The following is a 25,626-nucleotide window of genomic DNA, read 5'->3' as shown; positions in this document are numbered from 1 at the left end:
CTTTGTCTTATTCATCGTGTTATAATCCATCTAAATTAAAATACCACTTTCAACCTATCGTCTGTGATATTTCACTAAGCAGAGATAAAGACAAGTCTGGCATTTATTACTGTCTTTGACCTTTCTAACTACTATCTTAAGGTGCTGTGCTACTAATATCATGTTGTGCAGGATTACAAAATTTAAATTTATTAAATAAGTTTAAAGAGTATTTTTGTAATAATGATGGTCTAAGATATTACAAATGGATGAAATTTGCAGTTTTTCAACAAAAAAGATAGTAAATTTTTTATAATTATTAGTATTGTATTTTTACTTTTTCTTGGACTAAACTACTATCTAAACTATAACCTGTTAAAAGATAACATCAGACGGTATGAGACTGAGCTATTTGGACGGATACACGCAAAGGTAGAGGATTGGGCTAGTTCAAATTTTAAGGATATAGAAAAGATAGCACGTCTTTTACAAAATGAAAATATTGCTGATAGCTCGCAAATACAGCCACTGCTTTATAAATTTCAACAAAGTTCAAATTTTCCATACCTTATAATGGGGCTTGATGATGGCAATTTTTACATTTCAGATTATGATTATGTCACACCACACAACTATGACTTAAAGTCGCGTGGCTGGTATAATGATACGCTAAAAGCTGGTGCAACTATCGCTTCAAATCCCTATATATCAATGCGACTTGGGCTTCGTAGTGTCTCTATCTGCACACCTATTAAACTAATCAGTAAACGTGGTGTGTTTTGCGGCGGACAGCCGTTTGAGTTTATGCGGAGCTATTTTAAGGAGTATCAGACTCTTTATGATAAAAATTTATATCTTATAAATAGTGGTGGCGAGATACTAGCTAGTTTTGCAAATTTAAATGAAACTATATCATTTGAAAACATCACTTTGCCAAATGAAAAGTATGTGGCATTTACTATCAAAAACACAAACTGGCAACTTGTTTTTGAAAAAAACCAAGAGCTTTATGCAAGTGAACTTGGTAAATATCTTTTTATAAATTTACTGCTATATGCTTTGTGTGTTTTGATGTATGTGCTTATAAATTTATTTTGGTTTAACAAAAGCAATGCAAGTTCAAAGCAGCTTGATGAGCAAAAAAATTATATTAAAGATATACTTACAAAACAGGTGAGTGGTATATTTATAAACTGCAACGAGAGCTTTGATATCATCTCTGCTAGCACTGAGTTTGAGAATTTTTATGATTTTAAAGATACAAATAATCTAAAAAACAGTATAAATTTAAGTAAGTTTTTAACAGATGATGAAAAGCAAGGCTTTGTAAGTGAGCTAGAGATCTCTCTCACGTCAAGCCAGATACGATATTTTAATATAAATATTGGCATAAATGAGCCTAAGAAATACATTATAACTACCGCACCACTTAGTCAAAATACACCATTTGCTATATCTGTTTTATTTCAAGATGTTAGCTCTATGCAAGAAATTTATAAGACAAGCAACAAGCTTTATAATGCAAATGTAGAAAAATTACTGCTTTTTATAAAGCAAAATATTGACGACGATGGGCTTTGTATAGAGAAGCTCGCTAAAGTAACAGGATACTCTAAATTTCACATACAAAGAGTATTTAAAAACTATATGAATGACAATATCTCTGGATATTTAAGGAGCTATCGTCTTGAACGTGCGGCATTCTTGCTTAAATTTAGCGATGAAAAAGTAAGTGTGATAGCTAAAAAGTGTGGTTTTACTCACAATGAGACGTTTATAAGGTCTTTTTCTAAAACTTATAATTTAGCACCCATAGCATATAGGCAAAATTTAAATATCTTACCGCAAAATCAGCTAGTATTTGAGGAGATAAAACAACAACCAATGAGATTGGCTATAACGCATAAATTTGAAAATTTAGACTTTCTAAAGTCAAAACAAAAAAGCAATATAAAAGACATATTTATATTTTTAGAAAATGGTAACATTGAGCATAAAATTTATGCCACGCACAGTAATGATAGCGAACTATCTTATGTCGAAATTCCAGCTGGTAAGTGGGCGAAAGTAGATGTTGGTGCTACAAATTTATCTTTTGATGAGTTGATGCAAAAGATAAATGAGGTGTTTTATGATGTGAATTTTTATAAATTTAAGCCCCCTTTTATCTATTTTTTATTGACAAATAGTGCAGCTCCTGAATTTATTTACATAAAAATTTAATATTTTATTGACAAAAACATAAATTTATAAAATTTAAATTATATTTCAAATATCTATAAAATAGCTTAAAATAGCTACTTCACATATATTGATAAAAAATGCTTTTAAATTTCATCACACTTTTTATCAAAAATAAACCAAAAAATTTATATTAATATTCCTTTAAAAGATTTTTTAAAGTCTTTGTAAAATTTAAAGGAGAAACAGATGTTTAACGCTTCTAAAAGAAAAGCACTTAAAACCATCGCCTGTTGTTTAGCAACGACGGCTGTGCCTACGTTTTCATTTGGTAAGATGTCAGATAAGGATGTGGGTAGCTGGGACGATGAGTTTGATGCTATTGTGGTTGGCAGTGGATTTGCTGGTTCTGCTGCTATGCTATCACTTCTTGATAGTGGTATAACAAACTGCATAATGATAGAAAAAATGCAGTATCTTGGTGGTAATTCAGCTTATAGTGGAGGTTCTATGGCAGTGGCTGGGACGCCGATACAAGATAGAGATGGCATAAAGGATGATCCAGAGCTTCAGATAAAAGATACGCTAAAAAGCGGACACAATCTAAATGACGTGGAGCTTGTGCGTGAGATGATATATGAAGGTCCTACGACGTTTAAATGGCTCGTTGATAGCGGAGTTAAATTTAAATGGGTGAGTAGGAGTGGCGGACATACCGTGCCTCGCTCACACTCAGCTGGAGCTGGTAGCTATATCACTCGCCCACTTCAAAAAGCTATACGAAAAAATGGTGGCAAGATCGCGACCCGTGTCATAATGGATGAGATTATTTACAATGACAATGGTGAGGTTGTCGGTATAAAAGTGCGTGAGAAGTATGAGTTTAAGTTTGATCCCAAATTTGAAGAAAAAGATAACAAAAGCGGGCAGGTAAGATACTACCGATGTTATGGTGGACTTATACTAGCTACTGGCGGCTGGGGTGCGGATCTTAAATTTAGACAGATTTTTGATCCAGCACTTAGAGATGATGTGCTAACGACAAATCATATGGGTGCGACTGGTTACACGGCACAAAAACTAATTAGCGATGACATTAAATTTATAGATATGCAATATATCCAACGTATGCATGTTACATCAGCGGATGAGCCATTTTTTGGCTTTGCGTATCGCTGGATCACTCGTGGGTATGCTTATGGCATAATGGTAAATCCAAAGACTGGGCTTCGCTTCGTAAACGAGATAGCTGATCGTAAGGTCGGCTCAGACGCTATTTGGGCGATGAATGAAAACGGTCAAAATCATCCTATTTTGATAATGGATATAGAAGGGACAAAGACTGTCGATATCAAGGATTTTCAGCGTGGCTTGAGTGTTGGAGCTATAAAGAAATTTGATACTATGGATGAATTGATCGCACATTATGGCATTAATAAAGAGCCATTTTTAGAGCAATTAAAGAGATATAACTCATTTGTAGACGAGGCCAAGAAGGATAAAAGCTACCGTGATCCTGAGTTTAATAGAAATTTTTCTGATTATAAAGGCAAGTATATTAAAGTAGAAAAGCCACCGTTTTTCGCCTCTCGCCCAGGGCCAAAGGTGCATCACTGCATGGGTGGAGTTAAGACCACGATAGACTGTGAAGTATATAATAATGATATGCAAATAGTTAAAAATTTATATGCTTGCGGAGAGTTAACAGGCGGTAGGCATGGCTTTAATAGACTAGGCTCAAACGCCGTTCTTGACTGTCTTGTTTATGGCAGACGTGCTGGTGTGAAACTAGCACAAAACTATAATTCAAAAAGGGGTGCGTGATGAAAAAATTTATGTTTTTATTATCATTTTTTACTATTCTTTTAAACGCAACCGATCTACACCAAATGAGCCTAGCTAAGATACTAAGAGACTCAAATGGAGAGATAGTGACAAATTTTAGCAAAGAGACTTTTGCGATTAAGGGTATTCATCAAAAGCTAGGACTTGACTGTACTGACTGTCATAAAGAACCAGATGAAAAGATGTATTCATCAGCTATGAATAACTCATGTCTTGAGTGTCACGGTAGTTATGCCAAGCTAGGCGAGAGGACGGGTGCTTTGGGGCATAATGACAACATTCACGCTAGCCCACACTTTGAAGCACTTGACTGCGATACATGTCACAAGTCGCATAAGCCAAGCGTAAATATGTGTTTGCGTTGTCATACTCAAGATAGTATTAAAAATTTAGAAGTAAGATAGGAGTGCAAGATGAAAAATAAAATTTTTATAGCAGTGATACTAACAGCTTTTGTTACTCTTATAGCAACTTATGGTGGTTATCATATGATAAAGGCTACCGGCGAGTATCCATTTTGTGGTAGCTGTCATGAGTGGGATGGAGCTATCGCACAGACAAATTTAGTCGACCCCATCCATGGAGCGGCCAATAAAAGAGGGCTTGGGGCAAAATGTAGTGACTGTCACCTGCCACATGATAGCCTTGCAAACTATATCTTTTCAAAGGTAAAAAATGGTATCGCAGAGGGTTGGACAACTATGATAGGCGATCCTAGTAAAAAAGACTGGATAGCTAACCGTGAACATGCAAGAGCAAACTACACATTTGATAGCTCTTGTATAAAGTGCCATAGCAGTATAACACAAAAAATAGACGCCAATACAACAATAGCAGCTGAGAAAATGCACTTAAAATACATTGAGTTTAAAAATACAAGCGATGAGCTAAAATGCACGAGTTGTCATAAAAATGTAGGACATTATGAGCTTGGCAAGATGCTTGTAGAGCAAAAATATAAAGTGGCTGATAGTTGGGATGAGTGGATAAAGATGAATAAATAGACTAAAAAATAATAAATTTAAGGGAGTGTCGTCTCCCTTAAATTTAAAATCCCCAATTTTTAGATAACTTAAAAGAAATAATTGATAAAATACAGCTTTAAAAATACGTAATATCAAAGGTAAATTATGTTTGAAGTTGTTATCGGCTTAGAGGTTCATACCCAACTTAATACAAAAACTAAAATTTTCTGTTCTTGCTCGACTAGCTTTGGAGATGAGCCAAATACTCACGTCTGTCCGACTTGTTTGGCTTTGCCGGGTGCGTTGCCTGTGCTAAATAAAGAGGCGGTTAAAAAGGCGATTAGCTTTGGCACGGCAGTGAATGCAAAAATCAATAAAAAATCAATCTTTAACCGCAAAAACTACTTCTACCCAGATCTGCCAAAGGCATATCAAATTTCTCAGTTTGAAGTGCCGATAGTCGAGAATGGAGAGCTTTATATAGATGTAAATGGCGAGAAAAAGCGTATCGGCATTACTCGGGCTCATCTTGAAGAAGATGCGGGTAAGAATATCCACGAAGATGATCATAGCTTAGTTGATCTAAACCGTGCAGGTACACCGCTACTTGAGATAGTTAGCGAACCAGATATGCGTAGTAGTGATGAAGCGGTGGCATACCTTAAAAAGCTACATTCAATTTTACGATTTTTAAACATAAGCGATGCAAATATGCAAGAAGGTAGCTTTCGTTGCGATGCAAACGTGAGTATTCGTCCAAAGGGCGATACAAGACTTTATACCCGTGTTGAGATAAAGAACCTAAACTCATTTAAATTTATTCAAAAAGCAATTGATTATGAAGTTGAACGCCAAAGTGAGGCTTGGCAGAGCGGTAAATATGATGATGAGGTTTATCAAGAAACACGACTTTTTGATACTGTAAATTTAGTAACTCGCTCAATGCGTGGTAAAGAAGATAGTGCAGAATATCGCTACTTTCCAGACCCTGACTTACTACCTGTTATCGTTGAAGATGAGATGTATAATGAGGCAATAAAGATACCTGAGTTAGCCGACGAGAAAGTTGTGCGTTACCAAAAAGAGTTTGGCATAAAAGAAGACGATGCCATAAATTTAGTAAGTACGGCTGAGATGGCTAGGTATTTTGAAGATCTTGTAGCAGCTAAAATTTCACCTAAGCTTTGCGTTACTTGGCTTTTAGTTGAGCTTCTAGGACGTCTTAAAAATGGCGTTACTATTGAGACAAGTCCGGTTAATAGTATAATGATGATAGAGCTTTTAACTCGCATAGAAGATGGCACGATAAGTGGCAAGGCCGGGAAAGAGGTTCTTGATTATCTGCTTGAAAATCCAAATGAAAATGTGGATAATATCATAGAAAAGCTTGGCTTAAAGCAAGTTAGTGACGATGGTGCGATACTAACTATAATAGATAAAATTTTAAATGAAAATACTGATAAAATCGCCGAATACAAAGCAGGCAAAGATAAGATGTTTGGCTTTTTCGTCGGCCAGGTTATGAAAGAGGGCAAAGGTGCTTTTAATCCAAATAAGGTCAATAGTCTACTAAAGGAGAAATTAAGCTAAGTTTGGTATTTTAATGTGCTTAAATTGTGAGATCAAACGGAGATAAAATGAGTGAAAAGATCGCCATCATCGGTGCTGGAAAGTGGGGAAGTGCGTTATTTCACGCATTATCACAGGAAAATGAGTGTATAATTAGCTCACGTACTCCGCGAGAGATGAGAAATTTTGTCTCACTTGATGAGGCATTAAGATGTAAATATCTTGTATTTACTATACCTACACAAAGTATCGGTGAGTGGTTAACACAAAATTTTAAAGATAGTGGACAGAAAATTTTAGTAGCAAGCAAAGGAATAGAGACTAAAAGCTCACGATTTTTAAATGAAATTTACGAAGAGTTTGTGTCGAGCAAAAATTTAGCCTTTTTGTCTGGACCAACGTTTGCTAAAGAGGTTGAAAAACAGCTACCTTGTGCCTTAGTCATAAACTCTTATAATGCAGAACTTGCAGCAAAATTTGCTAGTTTTTTTCCAAAATATATAAAGGCTTACACTTCTGATGATGTCATTGGTGCAGAGGTTTGCGGTGCATATAAAAATGTCATAGCCATAGCTGGTGGGATATGCGATGGGCTAGGACTTGGTAACAACGCACGAGCTAGTCTGATATCACGCGGGCTTGTTGAGATGGCTAGATTTGGTAAATTTTTTGATGCAAAAGACGAGACATTTTTAGGGCTTAGTGGGGCTGGAGATCTGTTCTTAACAGCTTCAAGCATACTTTCACGCAACTATCGTGTGGGACTAGGTATCGCTAAAAATGAAAAGCTTGAGAAAATTTTAAATGAGCTTGGCGAGATCGCTGAAGGCGTAGATACTGCACGTGCGATAGCAAATTTAAGCCAACAAAATGGCATTTATACACCCATAGTTGATGAGGTAGTTAAGATGCTTGATGGTAAAGATGTTTATGAGAGCTTAAAGTCTCTTTTAGTGCGAAAATGAAAGTTTTTAAGCTATTTTTTATAGCGTTTTTTACGTTAAGCTCAAATGCTGCTGAGCCGACATTACGCCAAAAAGTTTCACAGATGATTATAGTGGGGTTTGATGGCAAAAGTACCAAAGATGCAAGTGTGAGAGCTATGCTAAGCGACGCCGGATATGGGCGTTTTGGTGGCGTGATGTTACTTAGTAGAAATGTGCAAGATAAGGCTCAACTAACTGCACTAAATACTGCAATAAAGGCAAAACAACCAAAAATTTTTATAGCGATTGATGAAGAGGGTGGTAATGTAACACGTATGAAAGACGTTAGTTTCGGGAGTGCCTATCCAAGTGCTAGGGAGGTTGCAAGTAGCCTTAATATAAATCAAGCAGCTGAGCTTTATGTAAAAATGGCTCAAAGTTTAGCTCAAATTGGCGTAAATTTAAATTTTGCTCCAGTTGTTGATCTGCACGATGATGACTCACCAATTATCGGTGCAAGAGGTAGGGCGTTTAGCGAAAATGCTAGTAAAGTTATATTTTATGCAGATGTTTTTATAAGAGCTTTTGCTCAAAATAACATTATGACGACACTTAAACACTTTCCAGGACACGGCAATTCACGACAAGACTCTCACAAACAAAAAAGTATCGTAAATATTGACAGAAACGCACTTTTACCGTATCGTGAGATGAGTCATAGGGCGGATATGATTATGGTCGGGCACCTTTTTGTAAAAGATGTAGATGAGAGCAATCCCGCCACGCTTTCAAAGGCGGTAATAAGTGGCATATTGCGTGACGAGTTGGGATATAATGGCGTTGTTATAAGCGATGATATGCTGATGCTTGGTGCTGGTGATGAGCCACTTAAACAAAAGATTATTAAATTTATAAATGCAGGTGGCGATATATTATTATTTAGTGAGTTTAAAATAGGCGATCGTCGCACAGCTGACATAGTCACACAACACATAATAGACGCAATTAGTGAAAAAAAGATAAGCAGAGAGCGGATAGATATTTCATATAAACGTATAAAAATGCTTAAAGATAAATACATAAAATAGTGAGTAAAATTTTATGTATTTTAGCTGGAATTTATAAATTTTAGCTAAAATACATTTAGCTTTTAAAATGCGGGAATAGCTCAGGGGTAGAGCACGACCTTCCCAAGGTTGGGGTCGCGAGTTCGATTCTCGTTTCCCGCTCCATAAATTTACAAATTTTCAAACGCTACTTTTAAATTATCCCTAACTTCATCATTTATAGCTTCACTATCTTTTAAATTTTCATCTATAATCACCGTTAATCGCTCAAGTAGCTCTGTTATCTCATTTTCCCATTTTTGTGGATTTTTTGTGTTTAAATTCATTGTTTGTATAAATGTTAGCTTTTTGCTAAGGTTGCTTAAAGACTCTAAAAAGCTATCTTTTAACTCATCATTTTTTAGTTTGCCATCATAAAGCCCCTTTTGTTTTATCTCACGAATCTGGATATCAATCGCATCACAAAAATGCTGATATTTGCGTGTATCAATCACTTCATCAACACTTAGTGAGTGGGTATTTGATGATAGGTTTTGTGCTTGTGTTTTATCTATATTGCGTGTTAGTTTTTGGATATTCATATATAGCACAAAGCCAGCTACTATCGCTATAAATAGATATAATTGTATTTCATTCACCTATGATCCTTTTTATATGTGTAAATTCCATAAGCACTAACTACAAAAAGAGCGAGCCAGATAAGGCAAAATGAGACTAATTTGTAGGTAGCTATGCTCTCATTATATACAAAAATAGCTAAAAGCATAGAGATACTTGGATTTATGTATTGAGTATAACCTATGGTGCTTAAGCTGATTAGCTTTGTTGCGGCAGTAAAAAATAGTAGTGGCACGATTGTAACTGGACCACAAAGGATTAATAACATTCCATTTTTATCTAGATTAAAATGGTTATCTCCTACGCTAATAAGATAGAAAATATATGCGATACCGATAGGTGAAATGAGTAAATTTTCTATAAAAAGCCCCTCCAATGCACCGATTTTGACCTTTTTTCTAATTAAGGCATAAACAGAGACAATTGCCGCTAAAGAGATTGCCAAAATAGGAAGTGTCCCGACTGCAACCACTTGAATACCAATAGCAATCATAACAATAAAAAATGAAATTTTCGCACCAAAGCTAAGCTGTTCTTTGAGTATAAAATACCCTATTAATATAGAAAATATAGGGCTTATAAAATTACCCAAACTTGCCTCTAAAACTAGATCATTATCTACTGCATACACAAAAATACACCAACTTAGAGCAAGAGCAAAACCACTTACAAAAAGCCAAAAGCTTACACGAAAATTTAATAAATTTGCTCTAACACTTTTAAGGCGTCCAAGCCAAGCTAATAAGATAAACAGCACTATCACTGACCACAAAATGCGGTGAGCGACTATCTCGTATGGATTTACACCTTCAAATTGTTTAAAAAATACGACTAAAAAGCCCCATAGCACAAAAGCTGATAGTGCGTATATAAGACCTATTTTATCTGTTTTTTCGCTATTTTTCACCTATTTTTGTCCTTTAAATTTATGTAAAAATCCATTTGTACCGATAAGAAAAAGTGCAAACCAAATAAGCGTAAACGATATTATCTTATAAATATCTAAATTCTCGCCAAATACAAATACCGCACAAAGCATTCCTATCGTTGGACTGATGTATTGTAAGTAGCCTATTGTGCTTAAATTTATACGTGATGTTGCAGCATTAAAACATATCAAAGGAATGATTGTTGTTATGCCTGAAATTATCATAAGTATTGAGTTTGAGCTACTCATAAAATGCCCTTGACCAATAAATGCAAGATATAAAATGTATCCGATAGCAATCGGAGAAATGAGTAAAGTCTCAATAAAAAGTCCGTCTGTCGCCGCAACATTTATATGCTTTCTAACAGAGCCATAAAGTGCAAATGACAAAGGTAAAATGATCGCAATAAGTGGTAATCTACCAAGTGCGTAAATCTGAACCATGATTGCTATAATAACAATAAACATTGCTATTTTTGAGATCGTATTTAAGCGTTCTTTAAAGAATATCACACCAAAGAGCATGTTCATCAAAGGATTTATGAAATATCCTATGCTACTTTCTAAAATTTTACCATTATTTACACCATAAACATACACTCCCCAGTTGATACTAATAAGAGCACCGCTAATAAAAAGAGCCTTTAATATTGTATGATTTTGCAATAAAATTTTGATATTTTTAAATTTTTTTAGTGTAATTAAGGCTATAGTAAGAAATAAAAACGACCAAATAATACGGTGAGCCAAGATCTCATACGCATCTACATTTTTATCAAAAAGGTTAAAAAATAGTGGTAAAAACCCCCACATTACAAATGCACTAATTGCAAAAATAAGACCTTGTTGTTTATCATTTAGATGCATTTTTGATTTTACCTTCTTAAATTTATAAAAGTGTGATTATAGGCTTTTTATCTTTAATTATGTATTAACGATTTTTTATTTAAGTTTACCGTGATATAATCAAGCTTTTAATTTTAATAATTAGGACGAAAAATGAGCTGGAGTCGTGAAAGCTGGAGAGAGTATAAAATTTTACAACAACCAAAATATGAAAACTTAGATGAACTTAAAAGGGTTGAGAGTAGGTTAAAGACGATGCCGCCGCTTGTTTTTGCTGGTGAGGCTAGAAATTTAAAGCAAGATCTGGCTAGAGCTTGTGAAGGTAAAGCGTTTTTGCTCCAAGGTGGCGACTGTGCTGAGAGCTTTTCAAATTTTAGTGCAAACAACATTCGTGATATGTTTAAGCTACTTTTGCAAATGGCGATAGTTCTTACATTTGCAGGTGGCTCCCCTGTAGTTAAGGTCGGTCGCGTGGCAGGACAGTTTGCAAAGCCTAGAAGTAGTGATTATGAAGATATAAATGGCATAAGTTTACCAAGCTATCGCGGAGATATAATAAATGGCTTTGACTTTAATGAGGTTGCTCGTGTAGCTGACCCTGCACGAATGCTTGAGGCTTATTACCAAAGTGCCTCTACGATGAATTTACTTCGTTCATTCTCTCGAGGTGGTTTGGCTGACCTTCATCAGGTGCATAAGTGGAATTTGGGCTTTATAAAACGTCCAGAGATAGGCGAAAGATATGCAAAACTAGCCGACGAGCTTACTAAGACTTTAGCGTTTATGGAGGCAGTTGGGTTAAATTCACAAAATACTCCAACGCTTAATCAAACTGCTGTTTATACATCTCACGAAGCACTTTTATTGCCTTATGAGGAGGCTTTAACACGTGAAGATAGCTTAACTGGTGAGTGGTATGATTGCTCGGCACATATGCTTTGGATAGGGGAGAGAACTCGTGGTATTGATGACGCTCATGTGCATTTTTTAAGTGGAGTTAAAAACCCACTTGGTGTAAAGATAGGACCGAATGCAACTGCTGATGATGTTAAAAAACTAGCTGCAAAACTCAACCCAAGCAACGAAGCAGGGCGACTAAACGTTATCATTAGAATGGGTGCAGATAAGATAGGCGATAAGCTACCACAAATTTTACGTGAGTTAAAACGCGAGGGACTAAATATCCTTTATAGCACAGACCCAATGCACGGTAACACAATAAAGACATCAAACAACTACAAAACTCGTGAATTTGCTAAAATTACAAGTGAAGTTAAGAGCTTTTTTGAAATTCATCGTGCGGAGGGGACGCATCCAGGTGGTGTTCATTTAGAGATGACAGGGCAGGACGTAACAGAATGCACGGGTGGTGCGTTTAGGCTAAGCGAACAAGATCTATCCGATAGGTATGAGACGCAGTGCGATCCTAGACTAAATGCAGATCAAGCCCTTGAACTAGCATTTTTGATAGCTGACTTTGTAAAAAAAGGCTAGTATTGACCGCTTCGGCGGTCTTTATAAAATTTCTTAAATTTTAATCTATTTTCTGTTAAATTATCAATAAAAATATCAATTAAGGGAGATATAATGTCAAACGTCTATGATATAGTTGTCGTAGGTGGTGGTCCTTGCGGTATAGCAGCGGTTGTAGAAGCGACAAAAAATGGTTTAAAAGATGTTCTTTTGTTAGAAAAAGGGGACAACCATAGCCAAACTATACGTAAATTTTATAAGGACAATAAGCGTGTAGATAAGGAGTACAAGGGACAAGACAGTACTATACACGGAGTCGTGGCATTTGAAGATGGCACAAAAGAGAGCACGCTTGATTATTTTGATAAGTTGCTTGATGATGAAAAGATAGAGGCACACTTTAACTCAGAAGTTGAGAGTGTAAAAAAAGTCAATGATATCTTTGTTATAACAACGGCAAGAGCGAGATACGAAGCCAAAAATGTTATGATAAGTATCGGCAAAATGGGGCGACCAAATAAGCCTGATTATAAAATACCACCGTCATTAAATAATGTGATAAATTTTAACCTTGATAACTGCTCAAAGGGTGAGAAGGTTTTAGTCGTAGGCGGTGGAAACTCGGCAGTTGAGTATGCCATAGAGCTTTGTGTTTATAACGACACCACTATCGCATACAGAAAGGATAGTTTCTTGCGTGTAAATGATACGAATAAAGAGGCACTTTTTGAACTTGAAAAGCATAATAATATCAGAGTTAGACTAAATCACGATGTGTCCGAGCTAGAAAATGAATCAGGTAAGGTAAAGGTAACTTATACAAATGGAAAGGTGAGGTTTTATGACCGTATAATATATGCTATCGGTGGGTCAAGTCCAGTTGATTTTTTACAAAGATGTTCTATAAAGATGGATGAGAAGGGTAATCCTATCGTAAATGAGAATTTTGAGAGTGATATAGCCGGGCTTTATGTAGGTGGTGATATAGTGCTAAAAAATGGTGGTTCTATCGTTGTAGCACTTAATCATGCTCATAAAGTCATACAAGATATCATTGCAAAAAGAGGATAATTTTTGAATTTTTTAAAAGCTTCATTTGTTGCTATTATCACAGTTTTTTTGATGTTAGTTGGATTTGAGTTTGATATTTTTAAATTTCAAAAAGCTGAAGTTAATTCAACTTTAAGTGAAGAGACGCAGAAAATTTATGCCATAACGTTTGCAAATTTGCCAGATGAAGAGAAACAAAAATATATCAGTAAAGAAGACCTTTATGAATATGGTGGATATATAACTCCAAAAAGCTATACTGAAAATTTTAGTGTAAAAGATGATAAACCACTAAGCAATAATATAGAAGAGCTTCAATCTAAAGTGCGTGAGCTAAGTGAGAAAAATGCTATTTTAGCACAAGACAATATAGATATAAGCGAAAAAAATTTAGACTTTATTACAAAAATCAGTCAAATGAAAAATAGTATAGAAGATGAGAAAAATGAAATTTTAGCTGATAATGAGCGAAAGCTAAATGAGTTAGAAGCACAACACCTTGAAAATATCCAGATACTCACAAAACGACTAAATGAAGCACAGGCTGATATGATTGAAAGCTCAAAAGGGTATGAAAAAAAGATAATCGACCTTGAAAATTTGATAAATGACACTAAACTAAGTGATGAAAAAGAGATTATGGCTCTTGTAAATGAGTTTGGTCATTTTCGCCAAGTAGCTGAGGCAAATTTTACTGATCTTAAGGCTAAAAATAATGAGTTAAATACGCAAATAACACAAAAAAATATACATATATCAGAACTTGAAAACAATATAAGCAAAAACACAGACGAGAGCAAAAAATATATTGAAATTCTTAAAAATGAACTAACTCAAAGTAAAAATGATATGCAAAATATTAAATTTTCATACGATAAGGAGCTTGAGCGTATAAAAGATGGTTTTGAGATGCAAAAACTTACACTAGAAGATGAACTGTCTAAAAAGTCAAATGAAATTTTAGATCTTAAATCAGCTATAGATGCAAACCAAACAGCATTTCAAAATAGCGTATTTGAATTAAATGAATTAAAAAGAAATTTAAATAATCAAAGTTTAACCGTTAAGGACTATAGTGGACAAAATTTGGAGCTAAATGCGAGTTTAACAACGCTTAAAAAAAGCTACGATGAGCTAAAAGACAAAAATACCAAGATAGAGCAAGAGCTACGATCAAGTCGTGATATAATAGAGAAATTTAAAAAAGAGGTAAGCTCAAATTTCTCTCAAATTTCAAAGTTAGAGAGCCAAAACAATGATAAAAATGCTAGCATAATATCGCTTAATATAAAGCTTAATAACGCGATTAATGAGCTTGATAACTCACAAAATAAGCTTAAAATTTTAAATGAAAACTTAAATAAAAAAAATAAAATAATAAGTGAAGCAAATGAAACTATAAACTCATATAAGATTCGTTTAAATAAAGCTGATGATAGTTTAAATAAGCTTAAAAATACTATCGAAGCTAAAAATGAAAATATAAGAAATTTAGAAAATAATATAAGTATATTAAAATCAGAACTAAGTGCCAGACAGAGCGAAAATGAGATACAAAAGCGAACGCTTAAGATTGATATGCAAAATTATGAAATTTTACGCCAACAAATCGCAATGTTGGAAAAAGAGATAACCAACAAAGGTGCAATAAAATATATGCAAACGTTACAAAATGAATTGAATTTAGCAAAAACAAGCTTAGCAGAGAGCAATAAAACTATACAGCAGTTAAATTTAAAGATAGCTCAACTAAACTCAAAGTCTTTTAAAAATGATATTAATGCCCAGATCGCTGAGCTACAAAAGGATATAGAACAAAATTTAAATAAACAAGATGAGCTTGAAGATGAAAATATAAACTTAAAGATGATCCTTCAGGCTCAAACTAAGCCTGAAACGCCTACAAAACTAGTGCTGATCTCATCTATCACTTGTAATGATATGGATGCAAATAGCAAGATAAGTGTGATGTGTAAAAATCGTGTAAGTGAGTTTTTGCAACGATTTAACTCAAACTATATCTATGAAATCGTGCCAATCGTTGATAAAAGAAATTTTGTTCTACCTCAAAATGTAACTCAAAATATCAAAAAAGACGACCTTGGCCGGTTGAATAATTATGTAAATTACGGCGTTGGTAAAGAACGTTCAAAGGTGGCAGAGCAACTTTTAAGAGATGAATTTGGTGATTTTGCAAGGATTAGTTTTAGCTCGGATGTGATTATTAAAGATAATATTCGCGGATTTGTCATAAAAGTGTATAGATGATACTAGCTCAACTTGATAATGCTTACCGATACAATAGCGATACACTAGTTCTTTACGACTTTATCTCAAAAATTTTAAAGCCATATTTTAAAGGTGAAGTGCTTGATGTTGGGTGCGGATGTGGGATACTTGGGCTTTTGCTAAAACGTGATTTTGATGGCATAAATTTAAGCTTGCTTGATATTCAAGAGATAAATTTAGAGCTTTCAAGACAAAATGCTAATACGAATTCGCTTGAAGCTAAGTTTATTCATGCTGATTTTACTAAATTTAAAAGCGAGAGTAAATTTGATCTAATCATCTCAAATCCGCCATTTTATCACGATGGAGTAAGTAAAAGCACAAACGAGCATATCGCGATTAGTCGTTATGCCACGCACCTACCTTTGCGTGATTTTATACAAAGTGTAAATTCAAATTTAAAACCACGTGGAGAGATGATATTTTGCTATGATGTAGCGAGTTTGGCGGAAATTTTTGCTATTTTAAAGGAGTTTAAAATGACGCCTATTTGCATTAAATTTATCCATTCAAAAGCAAATAAAGACGCAAATCTGGTTATATTTCACGTTAAAAAGTCATCTCATTCAAAGTGTAAGATTGCACCACCACTTTTTATGATGTGCGGAGATGATTTTAGTGATGAGGCAAAGCGAATTTTTAGTAAAGCACAGACAAAGAGTGAGCTATGGCAGTGATAAAGCAGCAAGGGTTTTGTTATGAATTTGATACAAGTTTTTGTGACAGTTGTGGTGGCAAGTGTTGCACTGGTGAGAGTGGCTATATATGGATAGACGAGGAAGAGATGGCTACTTTAAGCCAACATTTAAATTTAAATATAGATGAGTTTAGGCGAGAGTTTTTGATAAATGTCGGAGCAAAATATAGCATAAAAGAGAAGTCCTATAATGGCGGTTTTGCTTGTGTATTTTTTGATGAGATTAATAAAAACTGCAGTATTTACGAGTATCGTCCGTCGCAGTGCGTGAGTTTTCCATTTTGGGAATATTTTTTAACAAATTTAAAGGAACTTGAGAAAGAATGTATCGGCGTAAGATTTTTATAAAATTTTATATTATTTTTGCTGTTTTTATCAAGGTTGTATTTGCAAATGAAGATGAAGATTTAAAGATAATGCAAGCACTGATGTTTCAAGATAGCGGAGATACACGGAGTGCGATAGTTGTTTATGAGGGGCTTTATAACGAAACAAAGCATAACACATATTTAAAAGAGGCATTAAAACTTGCATTTGTTTCGCAGGATAAAGACTTTGATAGGCTTTTAAAAATTAGCAGCAAGGTGTTAAAAGAAGATAGTGATTTTATACGTATAAAGGTTGCTGATTTTGTCAATCATAAGCGTTTTAGTATAGCACGTCAGATAATTAAAGATCTTGTCACTCGTGAACCAAGCGTCCAAAATATCATAATATTAGGTACAATATGTATGCTTGAAAATGATAGTATAATGGCACTTAAATACTTTGAAGAGGCTTATTCTTTAAGCAAAAGTGAAGATAGCGTTTTGCGTATAGCTGATGTATTGTTAAATCGCCTTGATAACCAAAATGAGGCATTGAAGTATCTTGAAGATTTTAGGCAAGAAAATGGCTGCACTATAGCAGTTTGTGGGATATTGTTAGATCAATATCTATCTCGCGGTGAGCTAGATAATATGATACAGATATATGAAAAACTCTATGAGATTAGTTTGGATAGTAGTTATCTTGATAAGGCGGTTGAAATTTTTGTTTATAAAAAAGATATAAAAGGTGCGATAGAATTTCTTAAAAAGCATAACTATAATGAAAAAATGCTTATGCAACTTTATGTCGCGATGTCAAACTATGGTGATGCGTATGTATTAGCAGCAAAGCTTTATAATCAAACTCGTGATGTCGAGTTGCTCGCACTTATGGCAATATATGAATACGAGATGCACAGGGAAAACATCAATGAAAAACAACTTCAAAATGTAATAGCAAATTTTGAATCAAGTGTCGTTAAGCTTGATAATGCCATATATCTAAACTACTATGGTTACTTGCTGATAGATCGTGGCATAGACGTGAGAAAGGGCATAGGACTAGTTGAAAAAGCGTTAGAGCTAGAGCCAAACTCTCCTTACTATCAAGACTCACTCGCTTGGGGATATTTTAAACTTGGAGAGTGTAAAAAGGCTAAAAGTATAATGCTAAAAGCTATGGAAGATAGCGAATTTTCAGGCTCTCAAGAGGCTCAAAAACATCTGCATGATATACGAAATTGCATAATAAATTTAGATAAAAGGTTAGCAAAATGATACTTGATGAGATAATAAAGAGAACAAAACAGGACTTAGAAAAACGCAAAATAGACTTTCCAATGGAGTGGCTGGGACGCTCGTTGGCTTTTAATCCATATGTTCCACGGGATGTCATAAGTGTATTAAAAAGTACTGCCGATGAGCCACTACGCATAATAGCTGAAGTAAAAAAGGCAAGTCCAAGCAGAGGCGTGATACGTGAAAATTTTGAGCCAATAGTAATCGCAAAAGAGTATGAGACTAGCGGTGCAAACGCTATTAGTGTTCTGACTGAGCCGCATTGGTTTAAGGGCAATGTAGAGTTTATCACTCAAATTCGCAGGTATTGTGGTTCTCCGCTACTTCGCAAGGATTTTATCGTGGATAAGTATCAAATTTTAGAAGCACTTGTTTATGGTGCTGACTTTATACTTCTTATCGCAAAAGCCTTAAGTTCGCGTGAGTTAAAGGAGCTATTAGAATACGCTTTTAATTTGGGGCTTGAAGTGCTTGTTGAGACGCACGATGTAGATGATGTAAAAAAGGCGGTCTATGCAGGAGCAAATATAATTGGCATTAATCACCGAAATTTAGATGATTTTAGTATGGATATGAGCCTTTGTGAGAAGCTCATACCTCTACTTCCGCAGGGCAAAATAATAGTTGCAGAAAGCGGATTGGAAAAATATGAACAGCTTTTAAATTTAAATAAAATTGGTGTTGATGCGTTTTTGATAGGTGAGCATTTTATGAGATGTGAAAATATCTTAGATGCTGTCAAACAAATAAAGGAGGGGAGATAATGCAACATATTTGTGCACCTTGGAGAAGTGAGTATTTTAGTCAAAAAGTCGATGGTTGCGTATTTTGTGATGTGATAAATCGCCCAGAAGATGACGATAAAACAGGTGTGCTTTTTCGTGCTAAGCACTGCTTTTGTGTAATGAATCTATTTCCATATTCGCCTGGGCATTTTATGGTGATACCATTTAAACATACAGATAAAATCGAAGATCTAGATGAGACAACTTGGCAAGAGATGAGTTATTTTGTGCGTTGTGGAGTTCAAATTTTAAAGCGTGAGCTAAGGGCTGAGGGGGTAAATATCGGTATGAATCTCGGAGCTGCTGCTGGTGCTGGGATAGCTGAGCACGTACATTATCATCTTGTGCCTCGTTGGAATAGGGATACAAATTTTATCACGACTATCGCCGATGTGCGTGTAAATGGCGTGCCGTTTCATCCATTGTTTGAGAAGCTAAAAAGGGCATTTGGTGAGCTTGCGTGATCTTTGTGTTGATGAGTGGCTAGGTAGACGTAATAATTATGCAATAATAATAGACGCAAGGTCACCGCGTGAATTTGAGTATTCACATATAAAAGACGCCATAAATTTGTATGCATTAAGCGACAAACAGTACCAAGAGATCGGCATAATATACAAGCACGATAGAGCCTATGCAAAAGCACTGGGAGCAAGCTACATATGTGCAAATTTACAAGATATCATAAAGCAAGTTTATAAGCTTTGCAAGGTTGGCTCGCTTTTAGGGATCTACTGTGCTAAGGGTGGCATGCGATCAAATTCTATAGGCGTAGTTTTAAGTATGATAGGATACCGTGTAGAGCGACTTGGTGGCGGATATAAAGCATATCGGACACAAGTTTTATCTAGTTTAAATAAGCCTTGTAGCACAAAATTTATAACACTTTTTGGAAATACTGGAAGCTATAAAACGAAACTTATTCAAGCCCTAAATCCATCCATAAATTTAGAAAAAATGGCAAATCACCTTGGTTCAGTGTTTGGTGCAATCGCAGGAGCTCAGCCAAGTCAAAAGTGCTTTGAAGATGGGCTTTTTGAGAGGCTTTTAAATTTAAAAGATGAAGTTTGTTTTATAGAGGGCGAGAGTCGAAAGATAGGTTCGCTTACTTTACCTACAAGCATATATGAAGCTATGAGAAGTGGAGTAAATGTCGAGATCACGGCTAGTTTGCATAGACGTATTGAGTGTATAATGAGTGATTATGCTAATATAGATGATAAATTTTTTTATGAATGTATGAATAAAATTTCGCCATTTATTTCGCGAGACGCTAAAGATGATGCGAATGCAGCTTTTGAGCGTGGCGACATAGCAAAAGTGTGTGAAATTTTACTTATAAAGTATTATGATAAGGTCTACAAAAAGCCAAGTCGTGTTGATGTGAGAATTTGTTCAGATGACTTTAAAACGGCATTAGATGAGCTTAACTATATAAGGTCAATGCTAGTAAAATAGCTTAAAATTATCTTTAAAATTTATAAAATTCTCAACTAAAATATAAATAAAACTATTAGAGTGTCTTTATCCCTAAAATACAGACTTTTTAATGAGTATGATATTTTCCATATTTATTAAAATGTCTAATGTTTGGCACACTTTTGATACAAAATCATAAAGAGATAGTGAAATATGTGGAGTTATTTAAAATTGTATATTTAAAGATTTGCAAAGCGAAAGTTCGCTCTTGCTTTATTTATTGATCTATTCTTACCTTGCAAGATTTTAAGCTTATTAATACATAATCATAAAATATTTGTTGTAACTTATACATTTTAGCCATATTGCTAACGCCAGTATTTGCAAATATTATAAATTAATATATGCTAGGAGTAAAATATTTAAAGCCCTAAAAATGTTTTAAGTATCATATAAATAACCGCTGATGAGATAGCTGCTGTTGGTAGTGTGATAATCCATGCCAAGATGATTGGCTTTACCATATTCCAATTAGCATTTTTATTTGCCACCCCAATACCTAGCACAGCACCTATAAGGATATGCGTCGAGCTAACAGGTATGCCTAGTTTTGTCGCAAAGAGTATAACGATACTAGAGGCAAGTTCTGCACTAAAACCAGTTGTAGGTAAAATTTCAGCCAGTTTTGATCCAATAGTTGTTATAACCTCTTTACCTAAGAACCACAATCCAACGACCAAAGCTATACCAAATGTTACCATTGCTATTGATGGTATTGGTGAGCTTTCGTTTATATAGCCAGTTTTTAATACATCAAGCACGGCAGCGAATGGACCTACTGCATTTGCAATATCGTTTGCTCCGTGTGAAAATGCAAAAGCTGATGCGGTAAAAATTTGAAACCAAGAAAAAAGACGATTTATGCTCTTTTCACTATCATTTTTATTCATCACATTTATTATAGCTAGGCTTGCTAAATATGCTAAAGCACCGATGACAAATACAATCCAAAGCGTCTGAATGGTGCTAAAATTAAAATTTAGATGTTTTAGTCCCTTAAATAACATCATACTTGAGATAATCATCGCTGCAAATCCGGCTACAAATGGTATATGTCGCTTCATCGCACTAAAAGTATCGACTTGTTTTTCTCGTTCTTTCATAGCTCTTATGTGTGAGCGATATTCACTATAATCGGTATTTTCTATATCATCTTCGTCGATTAACGCGATACGCGAAAGTGTTGCTATCTGTTCATCTTGCGATTTGTTTGATAGTGATTTTATAAAATTCTCTTTATAAATTTTACGTTCATTTTTAAGTGCTTTTAATGAAATTTTAAGGGTCTTAGTTGGCTCTATGATACGACTTTTTATATATTTATAGATGAAAAACGAAGCTATACCGCCAAGAATTGGCGATGCGACCCAGCTTATAGCTATGCTGCTTATCTTGCTCCACGAAACCATATCAAGCGGACTTGAGCCCTCGTAGACTGTATAGCCCATTATAACGCCAGCTCCTACGATACCGCCGACGATTGAGTGTGTAGTAGATACTGGCAATCCCCTTTTTGTTGCGTAAAATAGCCATAGACCTGAGCTAAGAAGTGCTGAGATCATTATGATGACAAATAGCATAGGATTAAGATTATTTGGGAATTTTATGATATCATTTCTTATGGTATTTGTTACCTCTGCACCAGCAAATATCGCACCGCTGAGCTCAAATATAGCCGCTATTATAAGGGCTTGTTTTATCGTCAAGGTCTTAGAACCGACGCTTGTTCCAAAACTATTTGCAACATCGTTTCCACCGATATTAAATGCCATAAATATACCAAAAATTCCTGCTATCATAAATAGTATAAAGTTATTTGTTGGTATATATTGGTAGCCCCAAACGAAGAATCCTATCGTGCATATCGTAAAAACGGAGAGTGCGAGTAGATTGTCTCTTGAAAACAAGAAAGCTCCTTTTTGAAAAATGTTATATTATAGCTTTAAATTCATTAAAGTTTTTAAAATTTTGCACTTTATTTAATTTTTATTTTTGTAATATATTATTTTAGTTTTAAAAATATAAGGAAGAGATGAATATGGTTATATCGATAGATCTTGGTTCAAACACCTTGCGTATAGCACTTATGCATATGCGTAGCGATGGAAGCTGTGAAGTAATGCACTCTTTTGAACGTATCGTTGGGTCAGCTCGTGGTTTAAAACAAAGTGGCGAGATAGGAAAGGAGGCTGTAGCAAATATAATGGCAGCATTAGATATGGCAAAAGATGAGTTTGACTTTAAAAATTTACCTTGTGTGGCTGTAGCGACTGCTGCGTTTAGAGTGGCACAAAACTCACAGGAGATATTTGATGAAATTTGGCAAAAATTTGGTATAAAATTTCAACTTATTGATGGTGAGCGTGAAGCAAGACTTACATTTTTAGGTGTGAAAAATGCCATAAAAAGATTAGGATTAACGCAAGAAAATATCGTTTGCATCGATATAGGCGGAGCTAGCAGTGAGATAAGCGACGGGTGTGAGTTTAGAAGTTTTGACTTTGGTATCATAACGTTTTATGAAAATTTTAAAGCTGATAGTAAAACTCAGACTATTAAAAATTTAAGAACAAACGCTCAAGCAGTCACTTTAGACGCGACTAAATTTATAAAGAGACTTAAAAAAGATACGATCATTTTAACTTCTAGTGTGCCTACTACGATGGTGGCGATTAAGATGGGTATGAACTATGCGGAGTATGAAGCTAACCAAATAAACGGTAGCGAGTTAAAATTTTACGACTTTATCGAGCTTTGTGAGTGGATTTTTAGACTTGATGACGTGAGTGCTGATATCGCTGTCGGTACAAATCGTCGTATGCCACTAATCGCCGGTATGATATTGTTTGAGCAAATTTTAAAAGATGAGACGGCAAAGCTCATCGTTATAGATGATGGATTGCGTGAAGGTGTTGGTGTTGAGTATCTGTATTCAGCGAAATTTAAAGGCTAAAAAAGCAAAAATTTGGTAGTATTTTTAAAAATTTGAAAGGATATATATGAGTATAAGAGAGCAAATTTTATCTGATATTAAAGAAGCTATGAAAGCTAAAGATGAGTTTGTGCGTGATACGCTACGCACAGTAAATGCGGCACTTAAGCAGGTCGAAGTAGATCAGCGTATACAGATGAGCGATGAGGTTGTGTTACCACTTTTGCAAAAAGAGATCAAAAAGCGTCAAGATTCGGTTGAGCTATATCTAAAAGGCGATCGTAAAGACTTGGCTAATAAGGAGCAAAAGGAGATAGATATAATCAGCAAGTATCTACCAAAACAGCTAAACGATGATGAGCTAAATGCTAAAATTTTAGCCATTATTGCCTCAATAGGTGCAAGTAGCATAAAAGATCTTGGAGTGGTTATGAAAAGTGCTAAAGAGACTATCGGAGTGAGTGCTGACGCAAAACGCATAAGTGAAATTGCTAAAAAGCTCTTGGCTTGATTTAGTTGACAAAAATTATTTTTAATTTATAAATTTAAATTTTGGCGAAAGATATTAAAAAATCAATCGCCAAATGAGCTATTTAGCTTTTATTCTCTTGTATAATCGTGTCATAAAGCTTGAAAATATCATTACTAATATTTTCTATGCGTTCAAATTTAATTACAAACTCTTGTAAATTTTCGCTATTATAGCCATTTTCTGCTTGCAGTATATTCTCTTTTATAAGCGAATTTAGCTCATCTATAAGTGGTTTCATGTGCGTATATGAGCTAGTTTTGTCAAATTTTTCTTTGCATTCGTTTTCATACCATTTGCAAAGCTCATCTGCTATATTTTTCAAGTCATCCGTGTAGCCCTTTTCATTTATCACATCGGAATAGGCTTTTGTTTTGTAGATGATTTGTGATATTTTGGCGATTATGCCGAAAGTTTTATTTTCAACATATTTTGATGTTCTTGCTGTCGTCTGTGCGTCTTGGTTAAATTTATCTAAAGTTTGTTTAAACTCTTGCACATTGACATTTGCTGCTTTTGCGATCTTGTCGATCTCTTCTGCATTAGAGCTGATCTCTTTCGTCTCTTGTTGGAGTGTTTGTATGCTTATGCTTATTTCATTTGTAGCTTTTTGTGTATTTTCAGCTAGTTTTCGCACCTCGTCTGCAACGACTGCAAATCCCCTTCCATGCTCACCGGCACGAGCTGCTTCTATGGCTGCATTTAAAGCTAATAAATTTGTCTGTTCGGCTATATCTTTTATGAGATTTACAACAGATGATATATCGTCTGTTCTGCTATTTAGCGTATGTATCGCACTTGTTGAGTTACTAATAAGTTCTTCAAGTGAGTTCATATTTGAGCTTAGCTCATTCATATTTTCCATAGTTTTATTAGCAGTTTGAGCAGTTTGCTTCGCTATTCCAGCCATTTTGCCTAGATTTTCTATACTTTCATTTAGATCGCGTTGGACATCGTTTATGCCACTATTTCCATTGCCAAGTTTATCAAATTTTTCAGACAGTATCCCGCGTGCTTTGCTAGTTTGTGCCGCCTTTATGCCATCTACTCCCTCGCTCATTGAAACTGCATTTATATTAAATGCACCACGAAAACCTTCGGAAAATATATTTCTATATGTTATGCCATTTTGTGCGGAACTAACGCAAGTTGAAATTTCACGTTGAAGAGCCTCGATTTGATCTAATAAATCATTTATACCAAGTGCTATTTCATGCATCGGATTTTTTTCATCTATATTTACTATACGAGGCTCAAGTATGCCATTTCTTGCAGATTGTATTACTTTTAATATCTCTTCGTTATTATGTGATGATTTTCTTCCAAACATTATATAAGCCTTTGTAGTTTATTAACAAACTCATCGTATGTGGTTTGCTTTTGTGCTAAAAATTTTTCTAGTTCCATTTGAGAGGCTTCTATGCCACCATTTTGTTCTGCTGATTTTAGCTGTTTGTAAAGTGGTTCTATTATCTGTAGAGCTTTTTCGTTTGGTTTGCGTCTTACGGAGTAGTAGCCAACGATCTTACCGTTATTGTCAAGCGAAGCGGTAATATTTGCAAACACCCAGTAAAAAGAGCCATCAAAGCTTCTGTTTTTAACATATGCAAAAATTTCTCTTTTGTTTTTGATATACTCCCATAAAAACTTAAAGATTACGCGTGGCATATCTGGATGACGCACGATATTGTGTGGTTTCCCGAGCAATTCACTCTGTCTGGCACCGACTATTTTTAAAAATGGTTCGTTACAATAGGTTATCTTGCCAGTTGTATCGGTTTTTGAGACTAAAAATGCATTAGCATCTACTTTTTGCTCTTTGCTTTGCATCATTGAGCTCCTTTCTTAAATTTATATTGGG

The 25,626-nt window shown here is 34.9% G+C and carries 23 protein-coding genes, 1 tRNA gene and 1 pseudogene; 19 read left to right on the top strand and 6 right to left on the bottom strand.

The annotated features are described in order from the left end of the window. Positions 1-255 precede the first annotated feature (255 nt). The 8 genes from KDE13_RS06415 to KDE13_RS06380 all read left to right on the top strand — a co-directional run bounded on the left by KDE13_RS06415 (position 256) and on the right by KDE13_RS06380 (position 8,697). Positions 256-2,202 carry an AraC family transcriptional regulator gene (locus tag KDE13_RS06415; RefSeq protein WP_212143154.1) on the top strand — a complete coding sequence of 649 codons (1,947 nt, stop codon included), beginning with the start codon at positions 256-258 and terminating at the stop codon, positions 2,200-2,202. Positions 2,203-2,409: 207 nt separating this feature from the next. Then, positions 2,410-3,984, top strand: coding sequence for a flavocytochrome c (locus KDE13_RS06410; protein WP_212141076.1), 1,575 nt, complete (start codon positions 2,410-2,412; stop codon positions 3,982-3,984). Then, positions 3,984-4,409, top strand: coding sequence for a cytochrome c3 family protein (locus KDE13_RS06405; protein WP_212143153.1), 426 nt, complete (start codon positions 3,984-3,986; stop codon positions 4,407-4,409). Before KDE13_RS06410 ends, KDE13_RS06405 begins: the two co-directional genes overlap by 1 nt. Before the next feature lie 9 nt (positions 4,410-4,418). Continuing rightward, a complete protein-coding gene (locus KDE13_RS06400) occupies positions 4,419-5,009 on the top strand; it encodes a cytochrome c3 family protein (RefSeq protein WP_212143152.1) in 591 nt (196 codons plus the stop codon). A 126-nt stretch (positions 5,010-5,135) separates the two neighbouring features. Next, positions 5,136-6,560: an Asp-tRNA(Asn)/Glu-tRNA(Gln) amidotransferase subunit GatB gene (gene gatB, locus KDE13_RS06395; RefSeq protein ID WP_212143151.1), complete on the top strand. Its 1,425-nt coding sequence runs from the start codon at positions 5,136-5,138 to the stop codon at positions 6,558-6,560. 47 nt (positions 6,561-6,607) lie between these two features. Then, positions 6,608-7,504, top strand: coding sequence for an NAD(P)H-dependent glycerol-3-phosphate dehydrogenase (locus KDE13_RS06390; protein WP_212143150.1), 897 nt, complete (start codon positions 6,608-6,610; stop codon positions 7,502-7,504). Continuing rightward, a complete protein-coding gene (locus KDE13_RS06385) occupies positions 7,501-8,553 on the top strand; it encodes a glycoside hydrolase family 3 N-terminal domain-containing protein (RefSeq protein WP_212142060.1) in 1,053 nt (350 codons plus the stop codon). The genes KDE13_RS06390 and KDE13_RS06385 overlap by 4 nt, the downstream gene beginning before the upstream one ends. Positions 8,554-8,622: 69 nt before the next feature. Then, positions 8,623-8,697, top strand: a tRNA-Gly gene (locus KDE13_RS06380). Between the two features lie 5 nt (positions 8,698-8,702). On the opposite strand, the gene KDE13_RS06375 is transcribed toward KDE13_RS06380, so the two are convergent. From KDE13_RS06375 to rarD (KDE13_RS06365), 3 genes are read right to left on the bottom strand one after another with little or no spacing between them, the layout of a single operon-like run. After that, positions 8,703-9,170 (bottom strand): hypothetical protein, encoded by a 468-nt coding sequence (locus KDE13_RS06375; RefSeq protein ID WP_212143149.1) that lies wholly within the window; start codon positions 9,168-9,170, stop codon positions 8,703-8,705. Next, the gene (gene rarD, locus KDE13_RS06370) at positions 9,167-10,057 is read right to left on the bottom strand and encodes an EamA family transporter RarD (protein WP_212143148.1); all 891 of its coding nucleotides are present in this window, start codon (positions 10,055-10,057) and stop codon (positions 9,167-9,169) included. The genes KDE13_RS06375 and rarD (KDE13_RS06370) overlap by 4 nt, the downstream gene beginning before the upstream one ends. After that, entirely contained in the window at positions 10,058-10,945 is an 888-nt protein-coding gene (gene rarD / locus KDE13_RS06365; protein ID WP_212143147.1) for an EamA family transporter RarD, read from the bottom strand. Between the two features lie 132 nt (positions 10,946-11,077). Here rarD (KDE13_RS06365) and KDE13_RS06360 point away from each other — a divergent pair, with 132 nt between their 5' ends. The 9 genes from KDE13_RS06360 (at position 11,078) to mnmH (ending at position 20,283) form a co-directional block, all read left to right on the top strand. Further along, entirely contained in the window at positions 11,078-12,418 is a 1,341-nt protein-coding gene (locus KDE13_RS06360) for a class II 3-deoxy-7-phosphoheptulonate synthase (RefSeq protein ID WP_212143146.1), read from the top strand. Positions 12,419-12,511: 93 nt separating this feature from the next. Then, on the top strand, positions 12,512-13,468 hold the full coding sequence (locus tag KDE13_RS06355; RefSeq protein ID WP_212141086.1) for an NAD(P)-binding domain-containing protein: 957 nt from the start codon (positions 12,512-12,514) through the stop codon (positions 13,466-13,468). A 3-nt stretch (positions 13,469-13,471) separates the two neighbouring features. After that, positions 13,472-15,715: a coiled-coil domain-containing protein gene (locus KDE13_RS06350; protein WP_212143145.1), complete on the top strand. Its 2,244-nt coding sequence runs from the start codon at positions 13,472-13,474 to the stop codon at positions 15,713-15,715. Beyond that, on the top strand, positions 15,712-16,413 hold the full coding sequence (locus tag KDE13_RS06345) for a tRNA1(Val) (adenine(37)-N6)-methyltransferase (protein ID WP_212143144.1): 702 nt from the start codon (positions 15,712-15,714) through the stop codon (positions 16,411-16,413). The genes KDE13_RS06350 and KDE13_RS06345 overlap by 4 nt, the downstream gene beginning before the upstream one ends. Then, the gene (locus KDE13_RS06340) at positions 16,404-16,781 is read left to right on the top strand and encodes a YkgJ family cysteine cluster protein (RefSeq protein WP_212142052.1); all 378 of its coding nucleotides are present in this window, start codon (positions 16,404-16,406) and stop codon (positions 16,779-16,781) included. Before KDE13_RS06345 ends, KDE13_RS06340 begins: the two co-directional genes overlap by 10 nt. Further along, positions 16,757-18,019 (top strand): tetratricopeptide repeat protein, encoded by a 1,263-nt coding sequence (locus KDE13_RS06335; RefSeq protein WP_212143143.1) that lies wholly within the window; start codon positions 16,757-16,759, stop codon positions 18,017-18,019. Before KDE13_RS06340 ends, KDE13_RS06335 begins: the two co-directional genes overlap by 25 nt. Next, on the top strand, positions 18,016-18,804 hold the full coding sequence (trpC, locus tag KDE13_RS06330; RefSeq protein ID WP_212143142.1) for an indole-3-glycerol phosphate synthase TrpC: 789 nt from the start codon (positions 18,016-18,018) through the stop codon (positions 18,802-18,804). Before KDE13_RS06335 ends, trpC begins: the two co-directional genes overlap by 4 nt. Continuing rightward, positions 18,804-19,289, top strand: a complete 486-nt coding sequence (locus tag KDE13_RS06325) for an HIT family protein (RefSeq protein WP_212141092.1) — start codon at positions 18,804-18,806, stop codon at positions 19,287-19,289. Before trpC ends, KDE13_RS06325 begins: the two co-directional genes overlap by 1 nt. After that, positions 19,276-20,283, top strand: a complete 1,008-nt coding sequence (gene mnmH, locus KDE13_RS06320) for a tRNA 2-selenouridine(34) synthase MnmH (RefSeq protein WP_212143141.1) — start codon at positions 19,276-19,278, stop codon at positions 20,281-20,283. Before KDE13_RS06325 ends, mnmH begins: the two co-directional genes overlap by 14 nt. A gap of 383 nt (positions 20,284-20,666) precedes the next feature. On the opposite strand, the gene KDE13_RS06315 is transcribed toward mnmH, so the two are convergent. After that, positions 20,667-22,211, bottom strand: a complete 1,545-nt coding sequence (locus KDE13_RS06315; RefSeq protein WP_212141094.1) for an inorganic phosphate transporter — start codon at positions 22,209-22,211, stop codon at positions 20,667-20,669. A 125-nt stretch (positions 22,212-22,336) separates the two neighbouring features. Here KDE13_RS06315 and KDE13_RS06310 point away from each other — a divergent pair, with 125 nt between their 5' ends. Continuing rightward, positions 22,337-23,257: a Ppx/GppA phosphatase family protein gene (locus KDE13_RS06310; protein WP_229204379.1), complete on the top strand. Its 921-nt coding sequence runs from the start codon at positions 22,337-22,339 to the stop codon at positions 23,255-23,257. Positions 23,258-23,303: 46 nt separating this feature from the next. Beyond that, entirely contained in the window at positions 23,304-23,747 is a 444-nt protein-coding gene (locus KDE13_RS06305; RefSeq protein WP_212141095.1) for a GatB/YqeY domain-containing protein, read from the top strand. Between the two features lie 82 nt (positions 23,748-23,829). Here the strand turns inward: KDE13_RS06305 and KDE13_RS09830 are convergent. Continuing rightward, positions 23,830-24,543 (bottom strand): annotated as a pseudogene (locus KDE13_RS09830) (methyl-accepting chemotaxis protein); the annotation flags it as partial. 551 nt (positions 24,544-25,094) lie between these two features. Beyond that, positions 25,095-25,598: a PAS domain-containing protein gene (locus KDE13_RS06295; RefSeq protein ID WP_212142049.1), complete on the bottom strand. Its 504-nt coding sequence runs from the start codon at positions 25,596-25,598 to the stop codon at positions 25,095-25,097. Positions 25,599-25,626: the final 28 nt, after the last annotated feature.

The sequence above is a fragment of the Campylobacter anatolicus genome, assembly GCF_018145655.1.
GTDB lineage: Bacteria > Campylobacterota > Campylobacteria > Campylobacterales > Campylobacteraceae > Campylobacter_A > Campylobacter_A anatolicus.
This window is presented reverse-complemented; position numbering and strand designations above follow the sequence as displayed.